This is a genomic window from Streptomyces sp. NPDC001157, assembly GCF_053598255.1.
The window spans coordinates 39,118-60,459 of the sequence record NZ_JBSFJW010000014.1 but is presented as its reverse complement, the minus strand read 5'-3'; the positions used below and the strand labels follow the sequence as shown (position 1 = coordinate 60,459).

Below are 21,342 nucleotides of genomic sequence, written 5' to 3'. Positions count from 1 at the left end.
CACCCCCAGCCGTCAGCAGCAGACCAGAGGAGCCGTCGAACTCACCGCGGCCATGGTCCTGTCGGGCACCCTCGGCGTCTTCGTCGTCGAGTCCGGCCAGCCCAGCTTCAACGTGGTCTTCTTCCGCTGCGTCTTCGGCGCCGTCGCCCTTACCGCGTACTGCCTGGCCCGCGGCCTGTTCAAGAACCACAACTTCACCCGCCGCACCTTCGCCCTCGCCGTCCTCGGCGGCGTGTGCATCGTCTTCAACTGGGTGCTGCTGTTCAGCAGTTACACCAAGACGTCCATCTCGGTGGCCACGGTCGTCTACCACACCCAGCCGTTCTACGTCGTGATCCTCGGGCTCGTCCTCTTCAAGGAGAAGCTCAACCGCCACCAGGCCGGCTGGATCGTCCTCGCCTTCCTCGGCGTGCTCCTGGTCGCCGACCTCACCTCGGCCGACGGCAAGAAGGGCGACGCCTACTTCCTCGGCGTCGGCCAGGCACTGCTCGCCGCGCTGCTGTACGCCTTCGCCACCGTCATCGCCAAGCACCTGAAGTCCGTACGCCCCGAACTCACCGCCCTCACCCAGGTACTGGTCGGCATCCCGCTGCTCCTGCCGTTCACGGCACTCGGCAAGACCGCGGGTCTCGGCGCCGACTGGGCCTGGCTGGTCGGACTCGGCGTCATCCACACCTGCCTGATGTACATCCTGCTGTACGCCTCGTACCAGAAGCTGCCCACCGCGAAGATCGCGGTCCTGTCCTTCGTCTACCCGGCGGTGGCCATCCTCGCCGACTTCACCGTGTACGGGCACCACATCACGCTCCTGCAGGCCCTGGGCGTCCCACTGATCGTCCTGGCGGGCCTCGGCGTGAACCTCGGCTGGCGGCTGCTGCCGGCCGGAGGCCGCCGTACGCACGGGGACAAGGCGGCGGCACCCGCGCTCACCCGGATCGGAGAACCCCGATGACCTTCGTCAGCGACACCAAGGCGCCGAGCATCGCCCTCGTCGGCGCGACCGGAGCGGTCGGCCACACCCTCATCGAGCTGATCGAGACCCGAGGCCTGCGCCACAACGGCATACGGCTCGCCGCGTCCGCACGTTCGGCGGGGCGGCGGATGGAGGTCGACGGTCTCTCCTGCACCGTGGAGGACCTGGACGGCTTCGACTTCTCGGACGTCGACATCGCGTTCTTCTCCGCCGGTACGTCCGTCAGCCAGAAGTGGGCCCGGCCGGCCGCCGCACAGGGCGCACTGGTCATCGACAACACCAACGCCTTCCGCATGGACCCGGACACCCCACTCGTCGTCCCGCAGGTCAACGCGGACGTGCTCACCGGCCGCCCGGCGAGCGGCATCATCGCCAACCCCAACTGCTCCACCATCCCGCTGGTGCGGCTCCTGCAGACGGTCGAGCAGCGGTGGGGGATACGGCAGGTGGTCGTCAGCACCTACCAGGCGGCCTCCGGGCAGGGCCAGCACGGCATCGAGGAACTCCAGGAGGGCACCGAGCTCGCCCTGCACGACCCCGACGCCGAACTGCCCGCGGAACGCTTCACCGCCCCGCTCGCCTTCAACGTCGTGCCGTTCATCGACCGGCTCCTGGACACCGGGTTCACCATGGAGGAGCAGAAGATGCTCCAGGAGTCCCGCAAGATCCTCGGTCTGCCGCACCTCGACGTCACCACCACCTGCGTCCGTGTGCCGGTCGTCAACTCGCACTCCGAGGCGGTGTGGGTGGAGGCCGCGGCCCCCGTCGACCGCGCCGAGCTGATCGCCCGCCTCGCCGCCCTGCCCGAGGTCACCGTCCACGACCAGGACACCCCGGGCCGCTTCCCGACCCCGCTGACCGCGGGCCACCCGGACCACGTCCACGTCGGCCGGGTCCGGGTCGCCCCGCACAACCCGCGCGGCTTCTGGCTCTGGCTGGTCGCCGACAACCTGCGCATCGGGGCCGCCCTGAACGCCGTACAGATCGCCGAGACCGTTCTCGACCGGGGGTTGCTGTGACCGACGCTGCCATTCTGAAGTTCGGCGGCTCCACCTTCCGTACCCATGCCGCCTACGACAAGCTCGCCGCCGGCCTCGAAGCCAGGCTGGAGCGTGAGGGGCGCAGGCTGGCCGTCGTGGTCAGCGCCATGCAGGGGGAGACCGAGCAACTGCGGGGCCGGCTGCACGAGGTCAACGCCCACCCCGAGGACGCCACCCCGGCCGGCATGCTCGCCACCGCCGACCTCATCAGCGCCCATCTGCTCGCCACCGCCCTGCACCGCAGGGGCCGCACCGCGACCGTCCTCGCCGGCCACCAGATCGGCCTCACCACCAACTCGTCCTTCCTGTGGGCACGGGTGATCGAGACCGACCCGGGACCGCTCGACAGGACCCTGGCCGAGTACGAGGTCGTCGTCGTCCCCGGCGGACAGGCCATCGACGCACAGGGGCGGCCCACCTGGCTCGGCAAGAACAGCTCCGACCTGTCGGCGATCGCGGTCGCCCGCGCCCTCGGCGGCACCGCCTGCGAGATCCACTCCGACGTCGACGGCATCTACACCTCCGACCCGCACCTGGTGCGCGGCGCACGACTGCTGCCGAAGGTCTCCTTCAACATGGCCGCCCTGATGTCCCTGTACGGCGCCAAGGTGCTGCACCGCCGGGCCGTGCAGCTCGCCCTGCGGCACGGCATCGAGATCGTCTGCCGCTACAACCGGGCGCCCTTCTCCCGCGGCACGACCATCAGCCGCGAGGGCGACCAGATGACGGCGATCGTCTTCAACCAGCGCTCCGTGGTGCTCGGTTACGACTCCGACGACTGCGCCGACCTCGCGCACGGCGTCTTCCACGCGGCCGGCATCGACACCGTACGGCTGACCGAGAAACCGTGGGTCGCCGTCGTCGGCGGCTTCGTCGACCTGGAGGCCGTGCAGCGCCGCCAGAACCTCAAACCCGGCACCTACGTCGGCGTCCCGGTCGCCGAGATCCGCGGCTCCAAGGTCACCACGCACATCGCGGAGAGCGGCGAGGACGCCCTGCACGTCGCCCAGCGCCTGCACGACCGGATCGACCTGCCCGACATGGAACCCGCACCACAGCCCCACCTCGCCGGAGTGTGACCGCCTTGACCTTCGCCGACCTCGAACTGCCCGACCGGGTGCGTGACACCATCGGTGCGGAGCTGTGTCTGCTGCCCGACCCGACCGCGGACGTCGACCGGGCCCTGACCCGCTACCACCGCATCTTCGCCGCGCTGCCCACCGAACTCCTCCAGCAGATCATGGACTTCGGCCGGCACAACGACTCCCCGGGCGTCATGCTCGTACGCAATCTGCCGCTGGACACGGACCTGCCGCTCACCCCCGTCGACGGCGAACCTTCCACCGCCAAGAACAGCTTCGTCGCCGAAGGCGTGCTGCTCGGCCTGACCGGACTGCTGGGCGAGCCGATCGGCGTGCTCACCGAGAAGGCCGGCCGACTCGTCCACGATGTCGTCCCGGTCCCGGAGGGCGCCCGCGCCCAGACCAACCAGGGCTCCGCGGTCTTCCTCAACTTCCACAGCGACATCACCTACGACACCACCGGCCGCTACGACGTCGCCAACCCGGACTTCCTCGTCCTCAACTGCCTGCGCGCCGCCGCCGACAACGACGCCTACACGTACTACGCCGACGCCCGCGACCTGTGCCGGCACCTGCCGGACCCGCTCGTCGAGACCCTGCGCAGCCCGCTGTACCGGCTCAACGCCCCCGGCAGCTACACCCGCAGCGTGGGGGAGGAGGTGCTGTCCGAACCGGTGCCCATCCTCAGCGGCGCCGCCCGCTTCCCGGAGATCACCGTCTCCGCCAACGGCACCCGCCCGCTCACCCGCGGAGCCCGCACCGCCCTCGACGCGCTGCAGGACGCCTGCCGGTCCGTCGCCCACACCGTACTGCTGGAACCGGGCCAGGCCCTGCTGATCAACAACCGCAAGGGCGTCCACGCCCGCTCCACCTTCCGGGCCCACCACGACGGCCGCGACCGCTGGCTCCAACGCACCTACATCCGCCGCAACCTGTGGAACGTGCGCTACAGGGCCACGCCCGAGGACCGGCGCGTTCATTACTGAATGCGGTGCCGTACCTAACGCTCTCAAGTCGGCAGCCGCCGCACGGGAGTTCGGGCGAAAGACGGAGTCCTAGGCTGACACGGCAAGAAGCAGTGTGTGCGCGGAGACGCGCCGCCTCGTGGGGCTCGGGCGTATGTGGGGGTGAGGAATTGACGGACGAGATTCCTCTTCTCGGCGACCTCGCGGTGAAGGCCTACGAAACGGCTCTGCAGAACGGCCGCTTCGACGACGAGGAGATCGCCGCCGCACTCGACGCGGAGATCACCGGGGTCGAGGAGCTACGCAAGTCCCTCCAGGACCTGCATCTGCTCAGCCCGAGCGCCCCCGGTCGCCCCGTCGTCCCCCTCGACCCCGAGGTCGCCGAGGCCGAACTGGTCACGCCACTGGAGGTGGAGATCGGACGGCGCCGACGCGAGATAGGTCGTATCCACGAGGAGTTGCGGTCCCTCGCCGCCGACTACCGCGCTCGGCCCGGCGTCTTGCCGGCCGACGTACCCATCACCGTCCTCGACGACGTCGAGGAGGTGCGCCGCGAGATCGACCGGGCCCGCTACGGCTGCACCCAGGAGCGCATGAGCCTGCAGTCCGGCGGCGGCCGCCCGCCCGAACTCCTCGAGGCCGACCGGGAACACACCCTGGAGCTGCTGCGCAGAGGCGTCCGCGTGCGCACCCTCTACCAGCACACTGCCCGCACCAGCCTCGCCACCCGCACCTACGTCCAGGAGATCAGCCGACGCGGCGCCGAGGTGCGCACCGTCGACGAACTCTCCGAGCGGCTCATCATCTACGACCGCAGAATCGCCTTCATCCCCAAGGAGCGCACCGGCCGGCAGCCGCCCGGCGCCGCCGTCATCACCGAACCCACGGTCGTCGGCTATCTGGCCCGCACCTTCGAGTCGGTATGGCAGGTCGGCCGGCTCTTCGAGGTGGACCAGCAGACCGTCGAATACCCGCAAGTCGCGGAAGAAGTACGGCATTCCATCATTCGCCTCATGGCCCTCGGGCTGAAGGACGAGGTCATCGCGCGCAGGCTCGGCATGGCGACCCGGACCTGCCGCCGCCACATCTCCGCCGTCATGGAGGAAATGGGCGCGGTCAGCCGATTCCAGGCAGGCCTGATAATCGGCCGCGAGAACCGGGAGAACGGCGAGGCCCGGGAAAACGGGGATGTTGGCCGCTAGCTGACGTCGCCTGTCCCCAAGGGGACACCGCCGGGACATGGCGTCCGCGCCCGCCCGGTGATTCGCTGGAACAGGAAATCCATCCGTTGTCGGCCCATGCAGGAGAACACCATGGATATCAGGCAGCTGGCGGCGTTCCACAAGGTGGCCACGCTGCTCAGTTTCTCGAAGGCGGCGACGGAACTGAAGTACGCGCAGTCCAGTGTCACCAGCCAGATAAAGGGACTTGAGATGTCCCTGGGCGTCGACCTCTTCGACCGTCTCGGCGGCCGTATCCAGCTCACCGAGGCGGGCCAGCGCCTGCTGCCCTACGCCGAGCAGATGCTGGCTTTGGCCGGCGAGGCCCGCGGCGCCACGGTCGGCTCCGGGGACCCCTCCGGCGTCCTCACCATCGGCTCGATGGAGAGCATCACGTCCTACCGCATGCCTCCGCTGCTGGAGTTCTTCCACCATCGCTACCCGGCCCTGCACATCGTGCTGAGGCCGAGCCTGTGCGCGGAGACCTGCCATGCGCTGCGGCAGGGGATGTTCGACATGGGCTTCCTGATGGAGGCCGAGACACAGCACCCCGGCGTCCAGACCGAGGTACTCGGCTCCGAACCGCTGACGGTGGTGGCCGCCCCCGACCATCCGCTCACCCAGCTCCCGAAGGTGACCACGGAGGAACTCCGCCGAACTCAGGTCATCTCCGCGGAGGCGGGCTGCGCCTACCGGGAACTCTTCGAGGCCGAGCTGAACGACGGCACGGGGGAGGCATTGCCGTTCCTGGAATTCGGCACGATCGAGTCCATCAAGCGGGGGGTTGCGGCGGGCCTCGGCATCAGCCTGCTGCCGACGGCCTGTGTTCAGGACACCCTGGATTCCGGAGTGCTGGTGAAACTGGACTGGGACATTCCCTTCGAGGTCTTCACACAACTGGCTTGGCGCCGCGGCAAGAACCTCACGCGTGAGATGCGGGTCTTCACGGACCAATCAATCCGGTTCCTGGCAGAGGAATACGGCCGCTGAGGCTTTTAGGGGCGCGGGACTGTGTCGATATGCGGCTCCGCCGCGTGGGCGCGACAAGCCCCCACTGACCCGCAGACTTACTCACAGGCGACTGGCCCCAATTCCCGCAACGTACTGCCCAGCACCCGGATGTGGTCATCGACGGTCGCCAGACCCAACCCCATGGTGCTCAGACAAAGATGCGTCGCCCCAAGGTCACGCCAACCAGCAACAAAATCCGCCCACTCGGCCCGCGGCACCTCCGCAAGCTTGAGGCGGGCCTCGAACCCGATCGCACCGGGATCACGGCCGGCCTGGACGGCATACGTCCGCACACGCCGCACCATCGCACGAGCCGTCTCGTCCGGCCCCCGCTGCGGCAACCATCCGTCACCCAGTTCGCCCGCCCGCCGCAGAACAGGCTCCGCGTTACCGCCGAACCACACCGGAACAAGCCCCCGCACCGGCCGAGGCAGAATCCCCGCGTCCTCGACGCGATGCCATCGCCCCTCATAGGTGACCGTGGGCTCCGCCCACAACGCCCGCAGCACCTCGACCTGTTCCGCGCTGCGGGCGCCCCGGTCGGTGAACGTCGCGCCGAGGGCGTCGTACTCCACGCGGTTCCAGCCGATGCCCACGCCGAGCCGCAGCCGGCCGCCGCTCAGGACGTCGACCTCGGCGGCCTGCTTGGCCACCAGGGCGGTCTGGCGCTGCGGCAGGACCAGCACCCCGGTGACGAGCTCCAGGGTGCGGGTGATCCCGGCGAGGTAGCCGAACAGCACGAAGACCTCGTGGAAGAGGTCTTCGCTGGTGTAGCCGTACCAGCCGGGGCGGGTGGCGGTGCCTGCGCCCAGTACGTGGTCGAAGGCGACCGCGTGCCGGAAGCCCAGCCCCTCCACGGCCTCGGCCCAGGCGCGCACCGCGCCCGGGTCCGCGGCGATCTCCGTCTGCGGGAACACCGCACCGATACGCATGCTCAGCCGACCAGACCCCAGCCGTCGTCCTCTGAGGACGTGGTCCGCAGTGCGCTGCCGTTCACCATCAGTGCCTCCTCGTGGGTCGATCCGGTCGTCCCACCGTCCCCAGCCGACCCCTCGCCCGGGCGGGGCCGCCCCACCGGTTCCGGCACTCTGTCACACGACGGATGACACTGCGTCAAGTGAGCGGTCAGTTCGAAGGAACTGACGTAGTACCCAGGTGGAGCTCGCAGAGTGTGCCGGGCGGACCCGGCGTCCTGACCTCGCCTCCGGCCCCGTCACTAGCGTCGGCCGGGACCGATCGTCACGCCCGTCCTCAACCCGGGCGCGCCCCCACGGAGTTGCCGATGACTTCCGCCGAAGACCGGATCGACGTGATCGAGACCTGCACCAGGATGCTGTGGCACGTCGACCTGCGCCAGTGGGAGGCCCTGCCGGCCCTGCTCGCGGAGAAGGTGACCCTGGACTACACGAGCCTCTTCGGTGGGGAAGCGGTGGTCAGCACCCGCGACCGGGTCATCGCCGACTGGCGGGCCGGGCTCGGCCATCTGAAGGCCACCCAGCACATGATCGGCAACCAGATCGCCGAGGTGTACGGGGACGAGGCGGTCCTCACCGCCCACTTCCAGGCGACCCACCTGCTGCCGGGCCCCCATGGCGGCCCGACCTGGACGCTCGGCGGCCGCTACCGCTTCGGCCTGACCCGCGGTGGACCCGGCTGGCGCATCACCGGCGTGGTGATGACCGCGGTGTGGGCGGACGGCAACCAGCAGATCATGACCCCTCCGGACAGCCAGTAGGCCGCGAAACGGCCACAAGGAGACGACATGAGCGACCTCACCGAGCAGACCCGGGACGTTGCCAAGCGGTGGTTCGCCGCCCTGACGAGCGGCGACTTCGGCACCGCGCTCGGCCTCCTCGCCGACGACGTCGAATGGATCAACTACCGCCCCGTGCCCGGCTACAACGACGACATGAAGTGGATCGGCACCCTGCACAGCAGCGCCGAAGTGGCCGACAGTGTCGGGGTCTTCGCCGGTCAGTGCGATGTGATCTCCGAGGAACTGCTCGACCTCGTCGTCGAGGGCGAGAAGGCCGCCGGGATCATCCACGAGATCTCCCGGGTCAAGGAGACCGGCATCGACTTCGAGATCATCTTCACGCACTGGCTGACCGTCCGCGACGGCCGGATCGTCCGCTGGGAGTCCCACACCGACCCCTCGCAGATCATCCGGGCGATCCGGGGCCAGGCGGTGGCCTCATGAGCGCCGCTCTCATCGCGGCCGTACGCGGCCGCGCCACAGAGGAGGTCCAGCGGCTGCTCGACGCGGGCTCCGACCCGAGCACGCGCGAGCACTCCTCCGGGCTCACCGTCCTGATGATCGCCGCGGGCCAGGCCGACCCGGCGACGACCGAGACGCTGATCGCGTCCGGCGCCGACGTCCACACCGCCGACTCCCGGGCCGGCGCGACCGCGCTGCACAAGGCCTGCCAGGGCGGCAGCCTGGACGTCACACGGCAGCTCGTCGAGGCCGGCGCCTTCGTGGACGCCGTCGCCCCCACCACCGGGCACACCCCGCTGATGGACGCCCTCTGGTACAAGTACCCGGACCTCGTGGAGTACCTCCTCGACCAGGGCGCGGGCCTCAAGCTCCACACCCACTACGGCTTCTCGCTCGAAGAGCACTTCGCCTACGAGCTGAACGTCAACACCTTCGGCAAGGACAAGCTGCTGCGCGCCGAGCAGCTCCTGAAGGAGCGCCGGGAGGCCGACGCGGGCGCCGTCGAGGCGCAGCCCCTGATGGCCGCCACCGCCGCCGGAGACACCGAAAAAGTACGTCAACTCCTCGTCGACGGCGCCGAGGTGGACGCCCGCGCCCCCTTCCTCAACGGCTTCAACGACGCCCACACCCCGCTGCTCGTCGCCTCCCGCGACGGCCACGGCGGGATCGTCCGGCTGCTGCTGGACGCGGGCGCCGACATCAACGCCGTCGAGCCCTGCTTCGGTGCCGTACCCCTGCACAAGGCCGTCTACAACGGCCACGCCGACATCACCGCCGAACTGGTCGCCCACCCGGGCATCGACCTCGACTTCCAGGGCGCCACCAACGGCTACACCCCGCTGCACGACGCCCTGTGGCACGGCTACGCCGACTGCGTGACCGTCCTGCTCGACGCCGGCGCCCGCACCGACCTGGTCGGCCACGACGGCAAGACCCCGCTCGACCTGGCCGTCGAGGTCTTCGGCGACGACGACCCGATCACCCGGCGGATCGCGGCACTCGCGGCGGCGTGCCGCCGACTCCCTCAACTCCCATAAGGAACCCCCATGTTGTTCTACGTCCAGATGCGCTGGAACCACGAGGGCCGGATCTCCCTGGACGAACTCTGGGAGATCGAGCGCGAAGAGGCCGAACACGCCCAGGAGACCCTCGACTCCGGATTCGCCGTCGGCCTGTGGAAGGTCGCCGCGCAGAAGCGGGTGATCGGCATCATCGAGTCCCCGAGCGCCGAGGAACTGGACCGCACCGCCCTCGGTCGGCTGCCGATGCGCGAGTACCTCGAGTTCGAGGAGGTCTGGCCGTTGCGCGACTACCTGGGCTTCGCCGAGGACGTGAAGAAGGCCTACAAGGTCTGACCGACCGGCTTCCCTTCCGACCGACCGACTCCCCTGGAGACCGTCATGATCCACCAGCTGATCTTCGCCCATCCCAAACCCGGAATGTCCGAGCAGGAGTTCCAGGACTACTGGGTCGACGTCCACGCGGTGCAGTACGCGAGCAAGATCCCGCAGATCAAGAAGTATCTGATCGACACCCGCATCCCCTTCGGCCCGGAACCGGACGACCCGCTGTGGAGCGGCATCGCGGAGATCTGGCTGGAGAACGACGAGGACCAGCTCGCCTCCCTGCAGACGCCGGAGTTCCTTCAGGGCGCCCGGCTCGACGAGCCCAGGTGGGCGGCCTTCTGGCGCACCGTCGTCCTCGACACCGACGCCCACGTCCTGCGGGCCGGTGACCACCCGGCACCCGAGGACGGCGTGAAGATCGTCGCCCTGGTCAAGCGCGCCGAGGGCACCACCGTGGAGCAGTTCCGCGAGCGCAGCCTCGGCGAGCACGCCGAGCTGATGCTCCAGGTGCCGGGCCTGCGCCGCTACCTCCAGTGCTTCACCCGGGACGGCGCCTACGCCATCGGCGAAGCCCTCCTCGACGCCGCCTACCTGCTCTCCTTCGACAGCCTCGAAGACCTGGAGAAGGCAGCGGCCTCCGAGGAGTACGCGAAGGCCAAGGACGACCTCGTCACCTTCGTACAGCCCCGCTATCTGCACCACATGGCGGTCAAGGAGCACTGGATCATCGGCTCGGAGGACAGCGCACGTGAACACGGCTGAGCACACGGACGGAAACCCGGGGCGCACCCAACTCGCCCTGGCGACCCTCGCCCTGGGCGCCTTCGTCATCGGCACGGCGGAACTCGTCATCGTCGGCATCCTCAACCTCATCGCCAAGGACACCGGCGTCTCGGTCGGCACGGCCGGCCTGCTGGTCACCGCCTACGCCCTCGGCATCTGCATCGGCGGCCCCCTGCTCACGGCCGTGACCATCCGGCTGGGCCGCCATCTGCTGCTGTGGTCGGCGCTGTCGGTGTTCCTCGTCGGCAACCTGCTCGCCGCCGTCACGACAAGCTTCGGCGCCCTGATCGTGGCCCGGGTCATCACCGGCGCCATCCACGGCCTGTTCATCGGCGTGGCCTCGGCGCTCGCAGCGCACCTGGTCCCGGCCGGCCAGCAGGGCCGGGCCGTGGCCATGGTGTTCGGCGGGATCGCCGTCTCCACCGTGATCGGCGTGCCGCTCGGCACCCTCGTCGGCAACGCGATCGGCTGGCAGGCCACCTTCGTGGGCATCGTCGCCCTCGGCGCGCTGGCCCTGGTCGCCACGCTCGCCTTCGTCCCGCGGGTCGGCCTGACCGGGCCCACCGGCCTCGGCTCACAGGCCCGACACGCCTTCGCACCCAGGGTGCTGGCCCAGCTGGGCGTCGGACTGCTGCTGCTCGGCGGCCAGTTCGCCGCCTTCACCTACCTCGCCTCCTACCTGGAGGACGTCACCGGCATCTCCGGCGGCGTGGTCAGCGCCTTCCTGCTCGTCTACGGCATCGCCAGCGCCGTCGGCGTGTTCGGCGGCGGCCGGTTCGCCGACCGCGGGGCCGCCACCACGCTGGTGGTGGCCAACGTCGCGCTCGCCCTCATCCTGACCGCGCTGCACTACGTCGGCGACAACCCGGCGCTGACCGCCGTCGCGCTCGCCGTGTGGGGGCTGGTCGGCTTCGGCCTGGTGCCCTCCTTCCAGCTGCGGGTGATCACCCTGGCCGGACCCGGCGGCGACCTCGCCGCCACCCTCGGCGCCTCCGCCGTCAACGCGGGGATCGCCGGGGGAGCGGCCGCCGGCGGCTGGGCCGTGGAGGCCCATGGCGTCGACTCGGTGTTCGTACTCGCCCTGATCGTCATGGTCGTGGCGCTGCCCGCGACCTGGGCCGCGACGCGGCTGCGTCCGGCTGCCGACGAGCCCGTCCAGGCGGTGTCCCCGGTCGCCGACCCCACCTGAGACCCAAAGGACCGCCCCATGCAGATCATCGCCAAGAACAGCCTGCCCACCGTGCAGATCAACGGCGAGGTGGCCGCCCACATCCTCAACGCGAGCGACCATCCGGGTCTCAGCGTCTCGGCGTTCATCGTCGACGTCGCGACCGACGCGGGCCCCCCGCGCCACACCCACCCCTACGAGGAGATCTTCGTGATCGTCGAGGGCACGGTACGGCTGGAGGCCGGCGGCGAGACCGTCGACGCGACGCCCGACGACATCTGCGTCGTACCGGCCGGAGTGCCGCACAAGTTCGCCAACCTCGGCCCCGGCCGGGCCAGCATGGTCAACATCCATGCCGCCAAGGACGTCGTCACCGAGTTCGTCCCCGACGAGGCCGACACCAACGAGTCGTACGCGTACAACCGCCCGGGCGCTTGAGAGGACCCGCACATGAGGATCGGCATCCTGGGCGGCGGCGAGATCGGCGGCACCCTCGCCCGTCTGCTCACCGCCGCCGGACACGAGATCGCCGTCGCCAACCGGCGCGGGCCCGATTCCCTCGCCGGGCTGGTCGCGGAACTCGGCGGACGGGCCAGGGCGGCCGGGGTCGAGGAGGCGATCGCCTTCGGTGACCCACTCGTCGTGGTGGCCATCCCGTTCGGTGCCTACGAGAGCCTGCCGGCCGACGCGCTCGCCGGGAAGGTCGTCGTCGACACCACCAACTACACACCTGGCAGAGACGGCACCTTCCCCGAGCTTGAGTCGGACCGGACCACGTCGTCCGAGCTGATCGCTGCCCATCTCCCCGGCGCCCGTGTGGTCAAGGCGGTCAACACCCTCAACTACAAGTACCTGCTCGACCTCGCCCGGCCGGGCGCACCCCGCGAGGAGCGGACCGCGCTGTTCGTCGCGGGCGACGACCCGGAGGCCAACCGGCTCGTCACCGAACTCCTCGACGAACTGGGCTTCGCCCCCCTGCCGACGGGCTCCCTCGCCGGGGGAGGACGCCGGCAGCAGCCCGGCACCCCCGTCTTCAACCGCCCCCTCGACGCACGTCTCGCCCAAGAGAGGTGGAGCACATGACCACTGTGGAGACCATCCGGTTCAAGCTGCGCGAGGCCGTCGACGACGCCGAGTTCCAGCAGCTCAACCGCACGATGGAGAAGGAGTACCTGGAGGCCCGCGCCGGCTTCCTCGCCCGCTCGACCGCCCGGGGCGCCGACGGCGAGTACCTGGTGATCGTCCACTGGGCGTCCCCCGAGGACGCCGAGGCCACCATCGCGGCCTTCTTCGCCGCCCCCGAGACCCAGGCCTTCCTCGCCGCCGTCGATCTGGAGACCGTACAGCCCGGCCGCTACGAGCTGATCGAGAGCTGAGGTCTTCCCTCGGGCTTTCTCCTCGGACTTTCTCCCCGGCCGGGCCGGCTCCAGGACTGTGAGGGATCCGGAGCCGGCCCGGCCCACCTGTCGACACAAGAGAAGAAGTGGGAGCCATGGCACCCTCAACGACCACTCCCGCGTCGGCCGCCGCCGTACGCGCACTGCGCACCACCCTGCGGGGGAACGTGCTCGCGCCGGGCGACCCGTCCTACGAGTCGGCGCGGCGCGTGTGGAACGGCGCGGTCGACGCACGGCCCGCGGTCATCGTCCGGCCCGCCGACGAGACCGACGTGACCTGGGCGGTCCGCATCGCCCGCACGCACCGGCTGCCGCTGACCGTCCGCGGCGGCGGCCACGACTGGGCGGGGCGGGCAACCGCGGACGACGGCCTGATGATCGACCTGTCCGCGATGCGCCGGGTCACCGTCGACCGGGCCTCCCGCACCGCAGTAGCGCAGGGCGGCGCCCGGGCCGGTGACCTCGTCGAGGCGACGCGGGCCCTCGGGCTCGCCCCCGTCACCGGCACCGTCAAGGCGGTCGGCTTCGCCGGCCTCACCCTCGGCGGCGGCTACGGGCTGCTCGCGGGCCGGTGCGGACTCGCCCTGGACAACCTGGTCTCCGCCCGGGTCGTGCTCGCCGACGGCCGCCCCGTCGTCGCCGGTGCCGAGCAGAACCCCGACCTGTACTGGGCGCTGCGCGGCGGAGGCGGCAACTTCGGTGTCGTCACCGAACTGCGCGTACGCCTGCACCCCATCAGCACCGTCCTGGCCGGCATGATCCTCTACCCCCTCGCACAGGCCGCCTCCGTCCTGCGCGGCTACCGCGAGATCATCGCCTCCGCGGCCGACGAACTGACCGTCATGACCGGCTTCTTCGGCGGACCCGACGGACAGCCCCTGATCTACGTCCTGCCGGTGTGGTGCGGCGACATCGCCCGGGGCCGCCCGGTCATCGACCGCTTCACCGCCCTCGGCACACCCCTGGCCGGACAGGTCTGCCCGCAGGAGTACGCGGGCGTCCTCGGCATGTTCGACCAGGTCGTGGTCGACGGCCGGCACAACGAGATGGGCACCCAGTGGCTGCCCGAACTCACCGACACCACCGTCGAGTTGATCGTCGAAGCAGCGGCCGGCGCGACCTCGCCCTACTCCGGCCTGTACATCCACCACTTCCACGGCGCCGCCGCCCGCGTACCGGCCGCAGACACCGCCTTCGCACTGCGCCGGAACCATCTGCTGGTGGAGGTCGCCGCGGCCTGGGAGGGCGCCGAACGGGCCGCGCCGCACCGGCGCTGGGCGCACGAGGTCTCCACCGCGTTCGCCGAGCACGCACTGCCCGGCGGCTACCCCAATCTGCTCGGCCCCAACGAGAGCCGGCGCGCCGCGGCCGCGTTCGGCCCGGGCACCGCACGGCTGCTGAAGACCAAGGAACGCTACGACCCGGACCACGTCTTCAGCGCGGTGGCGGCGCTCGAACCGACCCCTACCGACTCAGGAGCCTGATCACCATGACCGAAGTGGCGAGCACCGCCCGCACCGTGCGGGACGCGACCCTGGACGTCCTGCGCGCTTTAGGACTGACGACTGTCTTCAGCAACCCCAGCCACACCGAGATGAAGCTGTTCGAGTACTGGCCCGAGGACGAGTTCCGTTTCGTCATGGGCCTGCAGGAGGCCGCCGTCGTCGGCATGGCCGACGGCTACGCCCAGGGCACCGGCGAACCGGCCCTTGTCCTCATCAACGGCGGACCCGGCCTCGGCAACGCCATGGGCAGCGTGTACACGGCGGCCGCGGCGAACACGCCGATGGTCATCCTCGGTGGGCAGCAGGCCCGCAAGATGCTCCTCGGGGACCCCTTCCTGGTCGCCAAGGACGCCACCCAGCTGCCGAAGCCGTACATCAAGTGGGCCGGCGAGCCCGGGCGTCCGCAGGACGTGCCCGCGCTGATCGCACAGGCCTACCAGATCGCCAAACAGGCCCCGCAGGGCCCGGTGTTCGTGGCCGTCCCCGAGGACGACTGGGTCCGCCCGGCCGATCCGGAGCCGGTGCGGATCGCCGAGGTGGAGAGCGCCGTCGTACCCGATCCGGCGGTCCTGCAGCGGATCGCGGAGGCCCTGAACGGCGCCGAGCGGCCCGGTCTGGTGGCCGGCGGTCCGGTGGACGCGCAGGGCGCGCGCGGCGACCTGATCGCCCTGGCCGAGAAGCTGAACGCGCGGGTGTGGGGCGCCCCGGTGTGGAACCGCGGCGCGTTCCCGGAGAACCACCCCCTGTTCGCCGGCGTCCTGCCGCCCATCCCCGAGCTGGTCAACCAGCGGCTCGGCGAGCAGCACGACGTGGTCGTCGTCCTCGGCGGCCCCGCGTTCACGCTCTTCACGGCTTGGGACCTGTTCTCGACCGCGCCCGCGGACCTGGACAGGACGCCTCGGCCTCAACTCACCCCCGACGTACGGTTCCTGCACGTCACGGACAACCCGCAGGCCGCCGCGGCCACCCTGGCGAACACCGGCTTCGTGGCCCCGCCCGGCGCGGTCGTGAAGGGCCTGGTGCCGCTGGTGGAGCAGCGCGAGCGGGTCGAACTCGCCCCGGTGCGCGAGCCCGTAGCGGTGCCCGAGCCCTCGACGCCGCTCACCCAGGCGTACCTCTTCCACGTCCTGTCCCAGGAACTCCCCGAGGACGCCCAGCTGTTCGAGGAACTGCCCATCGCCCGCGCCGACTTCCACGAGCAGATCCCGCTCGGCGCGGACAACGGCTACTTCGCCACCGCCAGCGGCGCCCTCGGCTTCCCCTTCGCCGGAGCCGTCGGGTACGCCCTCGCACACCCGGAGAAGCGCGCCGTGGTCGTGGTCGGCGAGGGGTCGGCGCAGTACACGCTGCACGCCTTGTGGACCGCGGCCCAGCACCGGCTGCCGGTCACCTTCGTCATCCCCGACAACTCCGGCTATCTGTCCCTCAAGTACTACCTCCAGGACCAGAAGTCCTGGCAGAAGGGCTGGGACCTCAGCGGCGTCGACATGGCCCAGCTGGCCCGAGGCTTCGGCGTGCGCGGCGAACGCGTCGAGACACCGGAGAACCTGCGCGAGTCCCTCCGCAGCGCCCTGACAGCCGACGGCCCGGTCCTCCTGGACGTCGTGGTCGCCGACCCGGGGCTGTTCCGCCTCTGACCCCGCACACCGACACCGACGCCCTCCGCCCAGCGGAGGGCGTCCTTTGTTGCGCAGTGGACAACAACCCTGCCCGCGGCCCGATTTGCCGTAGTGCGGTCTGCCACTTGGGGATGTGCGCCACCCGGAGCCCTCCCTTCTGGTACCGGCCAAACCCCGAAAACTAGACATGAGTTCGGCAGTTCACATGTCCGAAGCGAACGCCGACCGTGCCGACCGAGAGGAACCTCATGAGCAGGCGCATCCTCGTCGTCCTGTCCGAGTACGGCTATTGGGGCGAGGAACTCATCGGCCCCCTGGAGACCTTCGACAAGGCGGGATACCACCTCACCTTCGCCACCCCGACCGGCAAGCGGCCCGTGGCGCTGCCCCCGAGCATGGATCCCGACTACGTCGACCCGCCGCTCGGCCGCTCCGTCACGACCCCGGAGATGGCGGCGAAGGTCGAGGCCGTCGAGGCCTCCGACCGCCTCGACAACCCCCTCGACCTGTCGTCCTGGCTGCCCGACCGGCCCTACCGTTCGAAGCCGTACTTCCTGCGCGACTGGGAGGCGTACAACAGCCGCGTGGAGAAGGTCCGCGAGCAGATCGCCGACCGCTACGACGCCCTCCTCATCGTCGGCGGCAGCGGCCCGATCGTCGACCTCGCCAACAACTGGCGCGTCCACGACCTGATCCTCGCCTTCCACCACCTGGACCGCCCGATCGCCGCCGAGTGCTACGGCGTGGCCTGCCTGGCCTTCGCCCGCGACCAGGAGGACCGGGAGAGCATCATCCGCGGCAAGCACGTCACCGGGCACTGCATCGAGTACGACTACCTCGACGGCACCGGGTTCGTCGGCACCGACTTCAACATGGGCCCGCCGCCGTACCCGCTGGAGTACATCCTGCGCGACGCGACCGCCCCCGGCGGCGCGTACCACGGCAACTTCGGCAAGACCACCTCGGTGATCGTCGACTATCCGTTCATCACCGGGCGTTCGACGCCCGACTCCTACCTCACCGGCCAGAAGACGGTCGAGGTGCTCGACCAGGGCCTGCGCCAGTGGGGCTTCCGGGCCGCCGCCCAGTCGTAGCCACCGATCCCGACGAGAGGCGGTACCACCATGGACAGCAGGCCGGCCCGTGCGGCGTTCCTCGAACAGCTCGCCGTCGACGGGGTGCCGTACATGTTCGGCAACCCCGGCACGGTCGAGCAGGGCTTCCTGGACGAGCTGCGCCACTTCCCCGGCATCGAGTACGTGCTGACCCTGCAGGAGGCCGTGGCCGTCGGCATGGCGGACGGCTACGCCCGCGCCACCCGCCGCCCGGCCGTGGTCCAGCTGCACTCCGGGGTGGGCCTCGGCAACGGCATCGGCATGCTCTACCAGGCGAAGCGCGGCCACGCCCCGCTCGTCGTCCTGGTCGGCGAGGCCGGCCTGCGCTACGAGGCGATGGAGGCGCAGATGGCCGCCGACCTGGTGGCCATGGCCGAGCCGGTGACCAAGTGGGCGACGCGGGTCGTGGACCCCGAGTCCACGCTGCGGGTGCTGCGCCGCGCGTTCAAGGTGGCCGGCACCCCGCCGTACGGGCCGGTCCTCGTCGTGCTGCCCGCCGACGTGATGGACCGGCCCACGCGCGAGGAGGCGGTGCCGGTGTCCTACCCCGACACCGCCTCCGCACCAGACCCCCAGTCGCTGGCGCGGGCGGCGGAGCTGCTGGCCGCGGCGCGCAAACCGATCGTGATCGCGGGCGACGGGATCCACTTCTCCGGCGCACAGGAAGAGCTGGGGCACCTGGCCTCGGTGTGGGGCGCGGAGGTGTGGGGCGCCGACTGGGCCGAGGTGAACCTGTCCGCCGAACACCCCGCCTACGCGGGTCAGTTGGGCCACATGTTCGGTGAGAGCAGCCGACATGTCACGGGCGCCGCGGACGCCGTGCTGCTGTGCGGCACCTACGCGCTGCCCGAGGTCTTCCCGGCCCTGGAGGGTGTCTTCGGCGAAGGGGTGCCGGTGGTCCACATCGACCTGGACACCGACGCGATCGCCAAGAACTTCCCCGTCGACCTCGGTCTCGTGGCCGATCCCAAGCGGTCCCTCGCGCTGCTCGCCGACGCGATCGAGGCCCGGATGAGCCGCGAGGACCGTACGGCGGCCCAGGACCGGCTGCGACGAGGGGCCGCCGCACGGGCCGAGGCCCGGGCGGCCGCCGCCCGCGGCGCCCGTGAGCGGGCCGACGGGGTGGAACTCCCGCACATCGCCTTCGCCGAGGAGCTGGCGGCCCGGCTCCCCGACGACGTCGTCCTGTTCGACGAGTCCCTCACCGCCTCCCCGGACCTCTTCGGGCCGCTCCCGGCGGCCGAGCCCGGCCGCTGGCACCAGACCCGCGGGGGCTCCCTGGGCGTCGGCATCCCCGGCGCGCTCGGCGCCCAACTCGCCCGCCCCGATGCCACGGTGGTCGGCTTCACCGGCGACGGCGGCAGCATGTACACCTTCCAGGCGCTGTGGACGGCGGCCCGGCACGACATCGGCGCCAAGTTCGTCGTCTGCAACAACAGCAGCTACCGGCTGCTGGAACTCAACATCGACCAGTACTGGAGGGAGCAGGGGATCCCGGAGCACGAACACCCGGGGATCTTCGACCTCTCCCGGCCGGCCATCGACTTCGTCGCCCTGTCGAGGTCCCTGGGCGTGCCCGCCCTGCGCGTGGAGAAACCGGGCCAGGTCGCGGCGGCCGTCGACGAGGCGCTGTCGCACCGCGGCCCGTTCCTGATCGACCTGGTCACCGAACGGGGGAGGGGACGGTAGCGGTGCGACTGACGGGTCACAAGATCGCCGTACTGATGGAGAGCGACTTCTACGAACCCGAGATCCTCTACTACGCCCGCCGCTTCCCGGAGGAGGGCGCCGAGGTCCACTTCCTGTCCCGGCTGTGGGGCGAGAAGGAGATGACCTTCCAGGGACACGAGCACCGGATGCCGTTCACGGTCGGCGAATCCCTCGAGGACGTCGACGAGTTCGCGCTGAAGGAGTTCAGCGCCGTCATCGTCCCCTCCGGCATGGTCGCCGACCGGCTGCGCTACACCGAGGACCCGGACCGGCTCCCGCCCGCCGCAACGTTCCTGCGCCGCGCGTTCGCCGACCCCGCCATCCTCAAGGGGGTCATCTGCCACGGCATGTGGCTCGCGGCCCCGGTGCCGGGACTGGTCCGCGGCCGGCGCGCCGTGGTCCACAACAACCTGCTGGGCGATCTGCGCAACATGGGCGGCAGCTACGTCGACCAGGACGTCGTCGTCGACGACGACCTCGTCACCGCCCGCACAGGCGAGCACTGCCATCTCTTCGCCCGCACCATCATCGACCTGCTCGCCGCACACGGGACGAGAAGCACCGGCACCGGCTTGTGGGCGCGGTGAGCTGATGAACACTCACGGGGGAACGCGCCGAACGGGCCGGTCAGTTCTGGTGCTGCCGCTGGCCGGTCAGGGCCTGCGCGGGATCGTAGGTCGTGGGCATCCCGGAGGCCTGCAGCGCCTGGTCGTAGGCCTCCAGGGCCTCCTTCGCGCGGCCCTGGCGCTTCCACACGTCACCGAGGTGGCGCCATTCCTGCGCGGTCTCGTACGACGCCGCGAAATGCCTGAGCTGGCGGGTCGCCGCGTGCAGACCCTGCAGGCCTTCCTCCGTCTCCCCGCGCAGCAGATGGATCTCGGCGATCCTGACGCGTGCCCCGACCGCCTCGACGCGCGGACCCGAGCTGAGCAGCCCGAGGGCGCGGCGGGCGTGGGAGACGGCCTCGTCCCAGCGGCCGAGCTGGGTGTTCGCGTCGCTCAGACAGATCTCGCACCTGGCCTGCTCCACGGCCGTGCCGAGCTCCGCCAGCGTCTGGCCCGCGTCCTGAAGCAGTTCCAGCGCCCGGGCCGGGTCGGGCACGTCGGACTGCAGCTCCAGCCAGGCCACCGTCATCTTGAGCATCGCCACATGCCGCAGATTGTCGTCGTCGGCCATCATCGCCAGGGCCCGCTCGGTCAGCGCGAGCGCCTCGGGGAGCTGCCGCCGGGAGAGGGCGACCAGCCCGGCGTTCCAGTACACCGCGCCGCGGCCGGCGCGTCCGCCGTGGTCCTCCGCCACCGGAACGAGCTTCTGGGCGAGAAGGTGGGCGCGGGTGATGTCGCCGCGCATGAGGTACGAGCCGATGAGCGTCGCACCGACCTGGATGTGGTCCACGGTGACGTCCAGACCGAGCGCGTCCAGCCTGGCCAGGGCCCGCTCGCCGATCTCGATGCCGAGGGTGATGTCGCCCATGTTGCGGTAGCAGCGGCTGAGGGCGACCTGGACGCGGCACCACTCGTCGGAGCCGGCCGCGAGAGACGGGTCCTTGCCGAGCTCCTCCAGCACGGGGATGGCGGCCTCGATCCGGTCGAGCTTCTCCAGCGAGGTCGCCTGGCCGATGCGCGCGCGCAGCCGCATGTGCGGGTCCAGCAGAGCGGGTTTGGCGAGGAGTTCACCGAAGGCCTGGAGAGCCTCGCCGTTGTCACCGTTCCGCAGTGCCATTTCGGCGAAAGAGAGCTTCAGCCTGGTGTCCTCCAGCGCGTGGTCGTCGCGACCGGTGCGCAGATGGTCCGGCGAGCACCCCAGTTTCCCGGCGAGAGCGGAGAGCACCGCATCCGAGGGAGCCCTTTTCCCTGATTCGATGAGCGAGATGTAGCTCGCCGAGATATCCGAGGAGGCCAGATCCTGCTGCTTCAGCCCGAGTTTGACGCGGAGGGTCCGGATGCGCCTGCCCAGCTCGACCGGAGATGTGCTTTCCGCTTGATCCATTTGGCTTCCCAGAGGTGAGCACATGACTTGAGATTCATAGATCACAATACCAGCATGACTGGGCCACGCCAATGGGCTTGACCGGGCTGTGGCCTGGAGCGGCCGAAAACACCCTGCTCCGCTTGCGGTTGCCATGTGCGCGAGTGGGACACGGAAATTCCGATTCCGGCAATGCCAAATGCAATCTCCATTTTACTGAAA

General features: G+C 70.4%; 22 protein-coding genes. 20 read left to right on the top strand and 2 right to left on the bottom strand.

Annotation, left to right across the window (positions count from 1 at the left end; genetic code table 11):
* Positions 1-52: 52 nt before the first annotated feature.
* From ACWDAG_RS24335 to ACWDAG_RS24310, 6 genes are all read left to right on the top strand, one after another.
* Positions 53-952, top strand: coding sequence for a DMT family transporter (locus ACWDAG_RS24335; protein WP_450697785.1), 900 nt, complete (start codon positions 53-55; stop codon positions 950-952).
* Complete coding sequence (locus ACWDAG_RS24330; RefSeq protein ID WP_450697661.1) at positions 949-1,992, top strand: aspartate-semialdehyde dehydrogenase; 1,044 nt, start codon at positions 949-951, stop codon at positions 1,990-1,992. The genes ACWDAG_RS24335 and ACWDAG_RS24330 overlap by 4 nt, the downstream gene beginning before the upstream one ends.
* On the top strand, positions 1,989-3,092 hold the full coding sequence (locus tag ACWDAG_RS24325) for an amino acid kinase family protein (RefSeq protein WP_450697660.1): 1,104 nt from the start codon (positions 1,989-1,991) through the stop codon (positions 3,090-3,092). The genes ACWDAG_RS24330 and ACWDAG_RS24325 overlap by 4 nt, the downstream gene beginning before the upstream one ends.
* 5 nt (positions 3,093-3,097) lie before the next feature.
* The gene (locus tag ACWDAG_RS24320; RefSeq protein ID WP_450697659.1) at positions 3,098-4,081 is read left to right on the top strand and encodes a TauD/TfdA family dioxygenase; all 984 of its coding nucleotides are present in this window, start codon (positions 3,098-3,100) and stop codon (positions 4,079-4,081) included.
* Positions 4,082-4,230: 149 nt separating this feature from the next.
* Positions 4,231-5,262, top strand: a complete 1,032-nt coding sequence (locus tag ACWDAG_RS24315; RefSeq protein WP_450697658.1) for a LuxR C-terminal-related transcriptional regulator — start codon at positions 4,231-4,233, stop codon at positions 5,260-5,262.
* A 111-nt stretch (positions 5,263-5,373) separates the two neighbouring features.
* A complete protein-coding gene (locus ACWDAG_RS24310; RefSeq protein WP_450697657.1) occupies positions 5,374-6,270 on the top strand; it encodes a LysR family transcriptional regulator in 897 nt (298 codons plus the stop codon).
* Positions 6,271-6,347: 77 nt separating this feature from the next.
* Here the strand turns inward: ACWDAG_RS24310 and ACWDAG_RS24305 are convergent, their stop codons facing one another.
* Complete coding sequence (locus ACWDAG_RS24305) at positions 6,348-7,223, bottom strand: LLM class F420-dependent oxidoreductase (RefSeq protein ID WP_450697656.1); 876 nt, start codon at positions 7,221-7,223, stop codon at positions 6,348-6,350.
* A 350-nt stretch (positions 7,224-7,573) separates the two neighbouring features.
* Here ACWDAG_RS24305 and ACWDAG_RS24300 point away from each other — a divergent pair, with 350 nt between their 5' ends.
* The 14 genes from ACWDAG_RS24300 (at position 7,574) to ACWDAG_RS24235 (ending at position 19,739) form a co-directional block, all read left to right on the top strand.
* A complete protein-coding gene (locus ACWDAG_RS24300) occupies positions 7,574-8,026 on the top strand; it encodes a nuclear transport factor 2 family protein (RefSeq protein ID WP_450697655.1) in 453 nt (150 codons plus the stop codon).
* 27 nt (positions 8,027-8,053) lie between these two features.
* Positions 8,054-8,491, top strand: a complete 438-nt coding sequence (locus ACWDAG_RS24295) for a nuclear transport factor 2 family protein (RefSeq protein WP_351466060.1) — start codon at positions 8,054-8,056, stop codon at positions 8,489-8,491.
* Positions 8,488-9,546, top strand: a complete 1,059-nt coding sequence (locus ACWDAG_RS24290) for an ankyrin repeat domain-containing protein (RefSeq protein WP_450697654.1) — start codon at positions 8,488-8,490, stop codon at positions 9,544-9,546. Before ACWDAG_RS24295 ends, ACWDAG_RS24290 begins: the two co-directional genes overlap by 4 nt.
* A 9-nt stretch (positions 9,547-9,555) precedes the next feature.
* A complete protein-coding gene (locus ACWDAG_RS24285; protein ID WP_030947702.1) occupies positions 9,556-9,864 on the top strand; it encodes a muconolactone Delta-isomerase in 309 nt (102 codons plus the stop codon).
* Positions 9,865-9,909: 45 nt separating this feature from the next.
* Complete coding sequence (locus ACWDAG_RS24280) at positions 9,910-10,617, top strand: EthD domain-containing protein (protein ID WP_450697653.1); 708 nt, start codon at positions 9,910-9,912, stop codon at positions 10,615-10,617.
* Positions 10,604-11,827 (top strand): MFS transporter, encoded by a 1,224-nt coding sequence (locus ACWDAG_RS24275; RefSeq protein ID WP_450697652.1) that lies wholly within the window; start codon positions 10,604-10,606, stop codon positions 11,825-11,827. Before ACWDAG_RS24280 ends, ACWDAG_RS24275 begins: the two co-directional genes overlap by 14 nt.
* Positions 11,828-11,845: 18 nt before the next feature.
* On the top strand, positions 11,846-12,244 hold the full coding sequence (locus tag ACWDAG_RS24270) for a cupin domain-containing protein (protein ID WP_450697651.1): 399 nt from the start codon (positions 11,846-11,848) through the stop codon (positions 12,242-12,244).
* Positions 12,245-12,256: 12 nt separating this feature from the next.
* Positions 12,257-12,889, top strand: a complete 633-nt coding sequence (locus tag ACWDAG_RS24265; RefSeq protein ID WP_450697650.1) for an NADPH-dependent F420 reductase — start codon at positions 12,257-12,259, stop codon at positions 12,887-12,889.
* On the top strand, positions 12,886-13,182 hold the full coding sequence (locus tag ACWDAG_RS24260) for a hypothetical protein (protein ID WP_450697649.1): 297 nt from the start codon (positions 12,886-12,888) through the stop codon (positions 13,180-13,182). The genes ACWDAG_RS24265 and ACWDAG_RS24260 overlap by 4 nt, the downstream gene beginning before the upstream one ends.
* Positions 13,183-13,298: 116 nt before the next feature.
* A complete protein-coding gene (locus ACWDAG_RS24255; protein WP_450697648.1) occupies positions 13,299-14,687 on the top strand; it encodes an FAD-binding oxidoreductase in 1,389 nt (462 codons plus the stop codon).
* A gap of 5 nt (positions 14,688-14,692) precedes the next feature.
* The gene (mdlC, locus tag ACWDAG_RS24250) at positions 14,693-16,345 is read left to right on the top strand and encodes a benzoylformate decarboxylase (RefSeq protein WP_450697647.1); all 1,653 of its coding nucleotides are present in this window, start codon (positions 14,693-14,695) and stop codon (positions 16,343-16,345) included.
* Between the two features lie 230 nt (positions 16,346-16,575).
* Complete coding sequence (locus tag ACWDAG_RS24245; RefSeq protein ID WP_450697646.1) at positions 16,576-17,421, top strand: type 1 glutamine amidotransferase domain-containing protein; 846 nt, start codon at positions 16,576-16,578, stop codon at positions 17,419-17,421.
* A gap of 30 nt (positions 17,422-17,451) precedes the next feature.
* Positions 17,452-19,131, top strand: coding sequence for a thiamine pyrophosphate-binding protein (locus ACWDAG_RS24240; RefSeq protein ID WP_450697645.1), 1,680 nt, complete (start codon positions 17,452-17,454; stop codon positions 19,129-19,131).
* Positions 19,132-19,133: 2 nt separating this feature from the next.
* Positions 19,134-19,739, top strand: coding sequence for a DJ-1/PfpI family protein (locus ACWDAG_RS24235; RefSeq protein WP_450697644.1), 606 nt, complete (start codon positions 19,134-19,136; stop codon positions 19,737-19,739).
* Between the two features lie 40 nt (positions 19,740-19,779).
* On the opposite strand, the gene ACWDAG_RS24230 is transcribed toward ACWDAG_RS24235, so the two are convergent.
* On the bottom strand, positions 19,780-21,141 hold the full coding sequence (locus ACWDAG_RS24230; RefSeq protein WP_450697643.1) for a helix-turn-helix domain-containing protein: 1,362 nt from the start codon (positions 21,139-21,141) through the stop codon (positions 19,780-19,782).
* Positions 21,142-21,342: the final 201 nt, after the last annotated feature.

Coding starts and splice junctions, on each gene's coding strand:
- ACWDAG_RS24335 (WP_450697785.1), top strand. CDS start 53: ATGGTCCTGTCGGGCACCCTCGGCGTCTTCGTCGTCGAGTCCGGCCAG.
- ACWDAG_RS24330 (WP_450697661.1), top strand. CDS start 949: ATGACCTTCGTCAGCGACACCAAGGCGCCGAGCATCGCCCTCGTCGGC.
- ACWDAG_RS24310 (WP_450697657.1), top strand. CDS start 5,374: ATGGATATCAGGCAGCTGGCGGCGTTCCACAAGGTGGCCACGCTGCTC.
- ACWDAG_RS24305 (WP_450697656.1), bottom strand. CDS start 7,223: ATGCGTATCGGTGCGGTGTTCCCGCAGACGGAGATCGCCGCGGACCCG.
- ACWDAG_RS24300 (WP_450697655.1), top strand. CDS start 7,574: ATGACTTCCGCCGAAGACCGGATCGACGTGATCGAGACCTGCACCAGG.
- ACWDAG_RS24295 (WP_351466060.1), top strand. CDS start 8,054: ATGAGCGACCTCACCGAGCAGACCCGGGACGTTGCCAAGCGGTGGTTC.
- ACWDAG_RS24290 (WP_450697654.1), top strand. CDS start 8,488: ATGAGCGCCGCTCTCATCGCGGCCGTACGCGGCCGCGCCACAGAGGAG.
- ACWDAG_RS24285 (WP_030947702.1), top strand. CDS start 9,556: ATGTTGTTCTACGTCCAGATGCGCTGGAACCACGAGGGCCGGATCTCC.
- ACWDAG_RS24280 (WP_450697653.1), top strand. CDS start 9,910: ATGATCCACCAGCTGATCTTCGCCCATCCCAAACCCGGAATGTCCGAG.
- ACWDAG_RS24270 (WP_450697651.1), top strand. CDS start 11,846: ATGCAGATCATCGCCAAGAACAGCCTGCCCACCGTGCAGATCAACGGC.
- ACWDAG_RS24265 (WP_450697650.1), top strand. CDS start 12,257: ATGAGGATCGGCATCCTGGGCGGCGGCGAGATCGGCGGCACCCTCGCC.
- ACWDAG_RS24260 (WP_450697649.1), top strand. CDS start 12,886: ATGACCACTGTGGAGACCATCCGGTTCAAGCTGCGCGAGGCCGTCGAC.
- ACWDAG_RS24255 (WP_450697648.1), top strand. CDS start 13,299: ATGGCACCCTCAACGACCACTCCCGCGTCGGCCGCCGCCGTACGCGCA.
- mdlC (WP_450697647.1), top strand. CDS start 14,693: ATGACCGAAGTGGCGAGCACCGCCCGCACCGTGCGGGACGCGACCCTG.
- ACWDAG_RS24245 (WP_450697646.1), top strand. CDS start 16,576: ATGAGCAGGCGCATCCTCGTCGTCCTGTCCGAGTACGGCTATTGGGGC.
- ACWDAG_RS24240 (WP_450697645.1), top strand. CDS start 17,452: ATGGACAGCAGGCCGGCCCGTGCGGCGTTCCTCGAACAGCTCGCCGTC.
- ACWDAG_RS24230 (WP_450697643.1), bottom strand. CDS start 21,141: ATGGATCAAGCGGAAAGCACATCTCCGGTCGAGCTGGGCAGGCGCATC.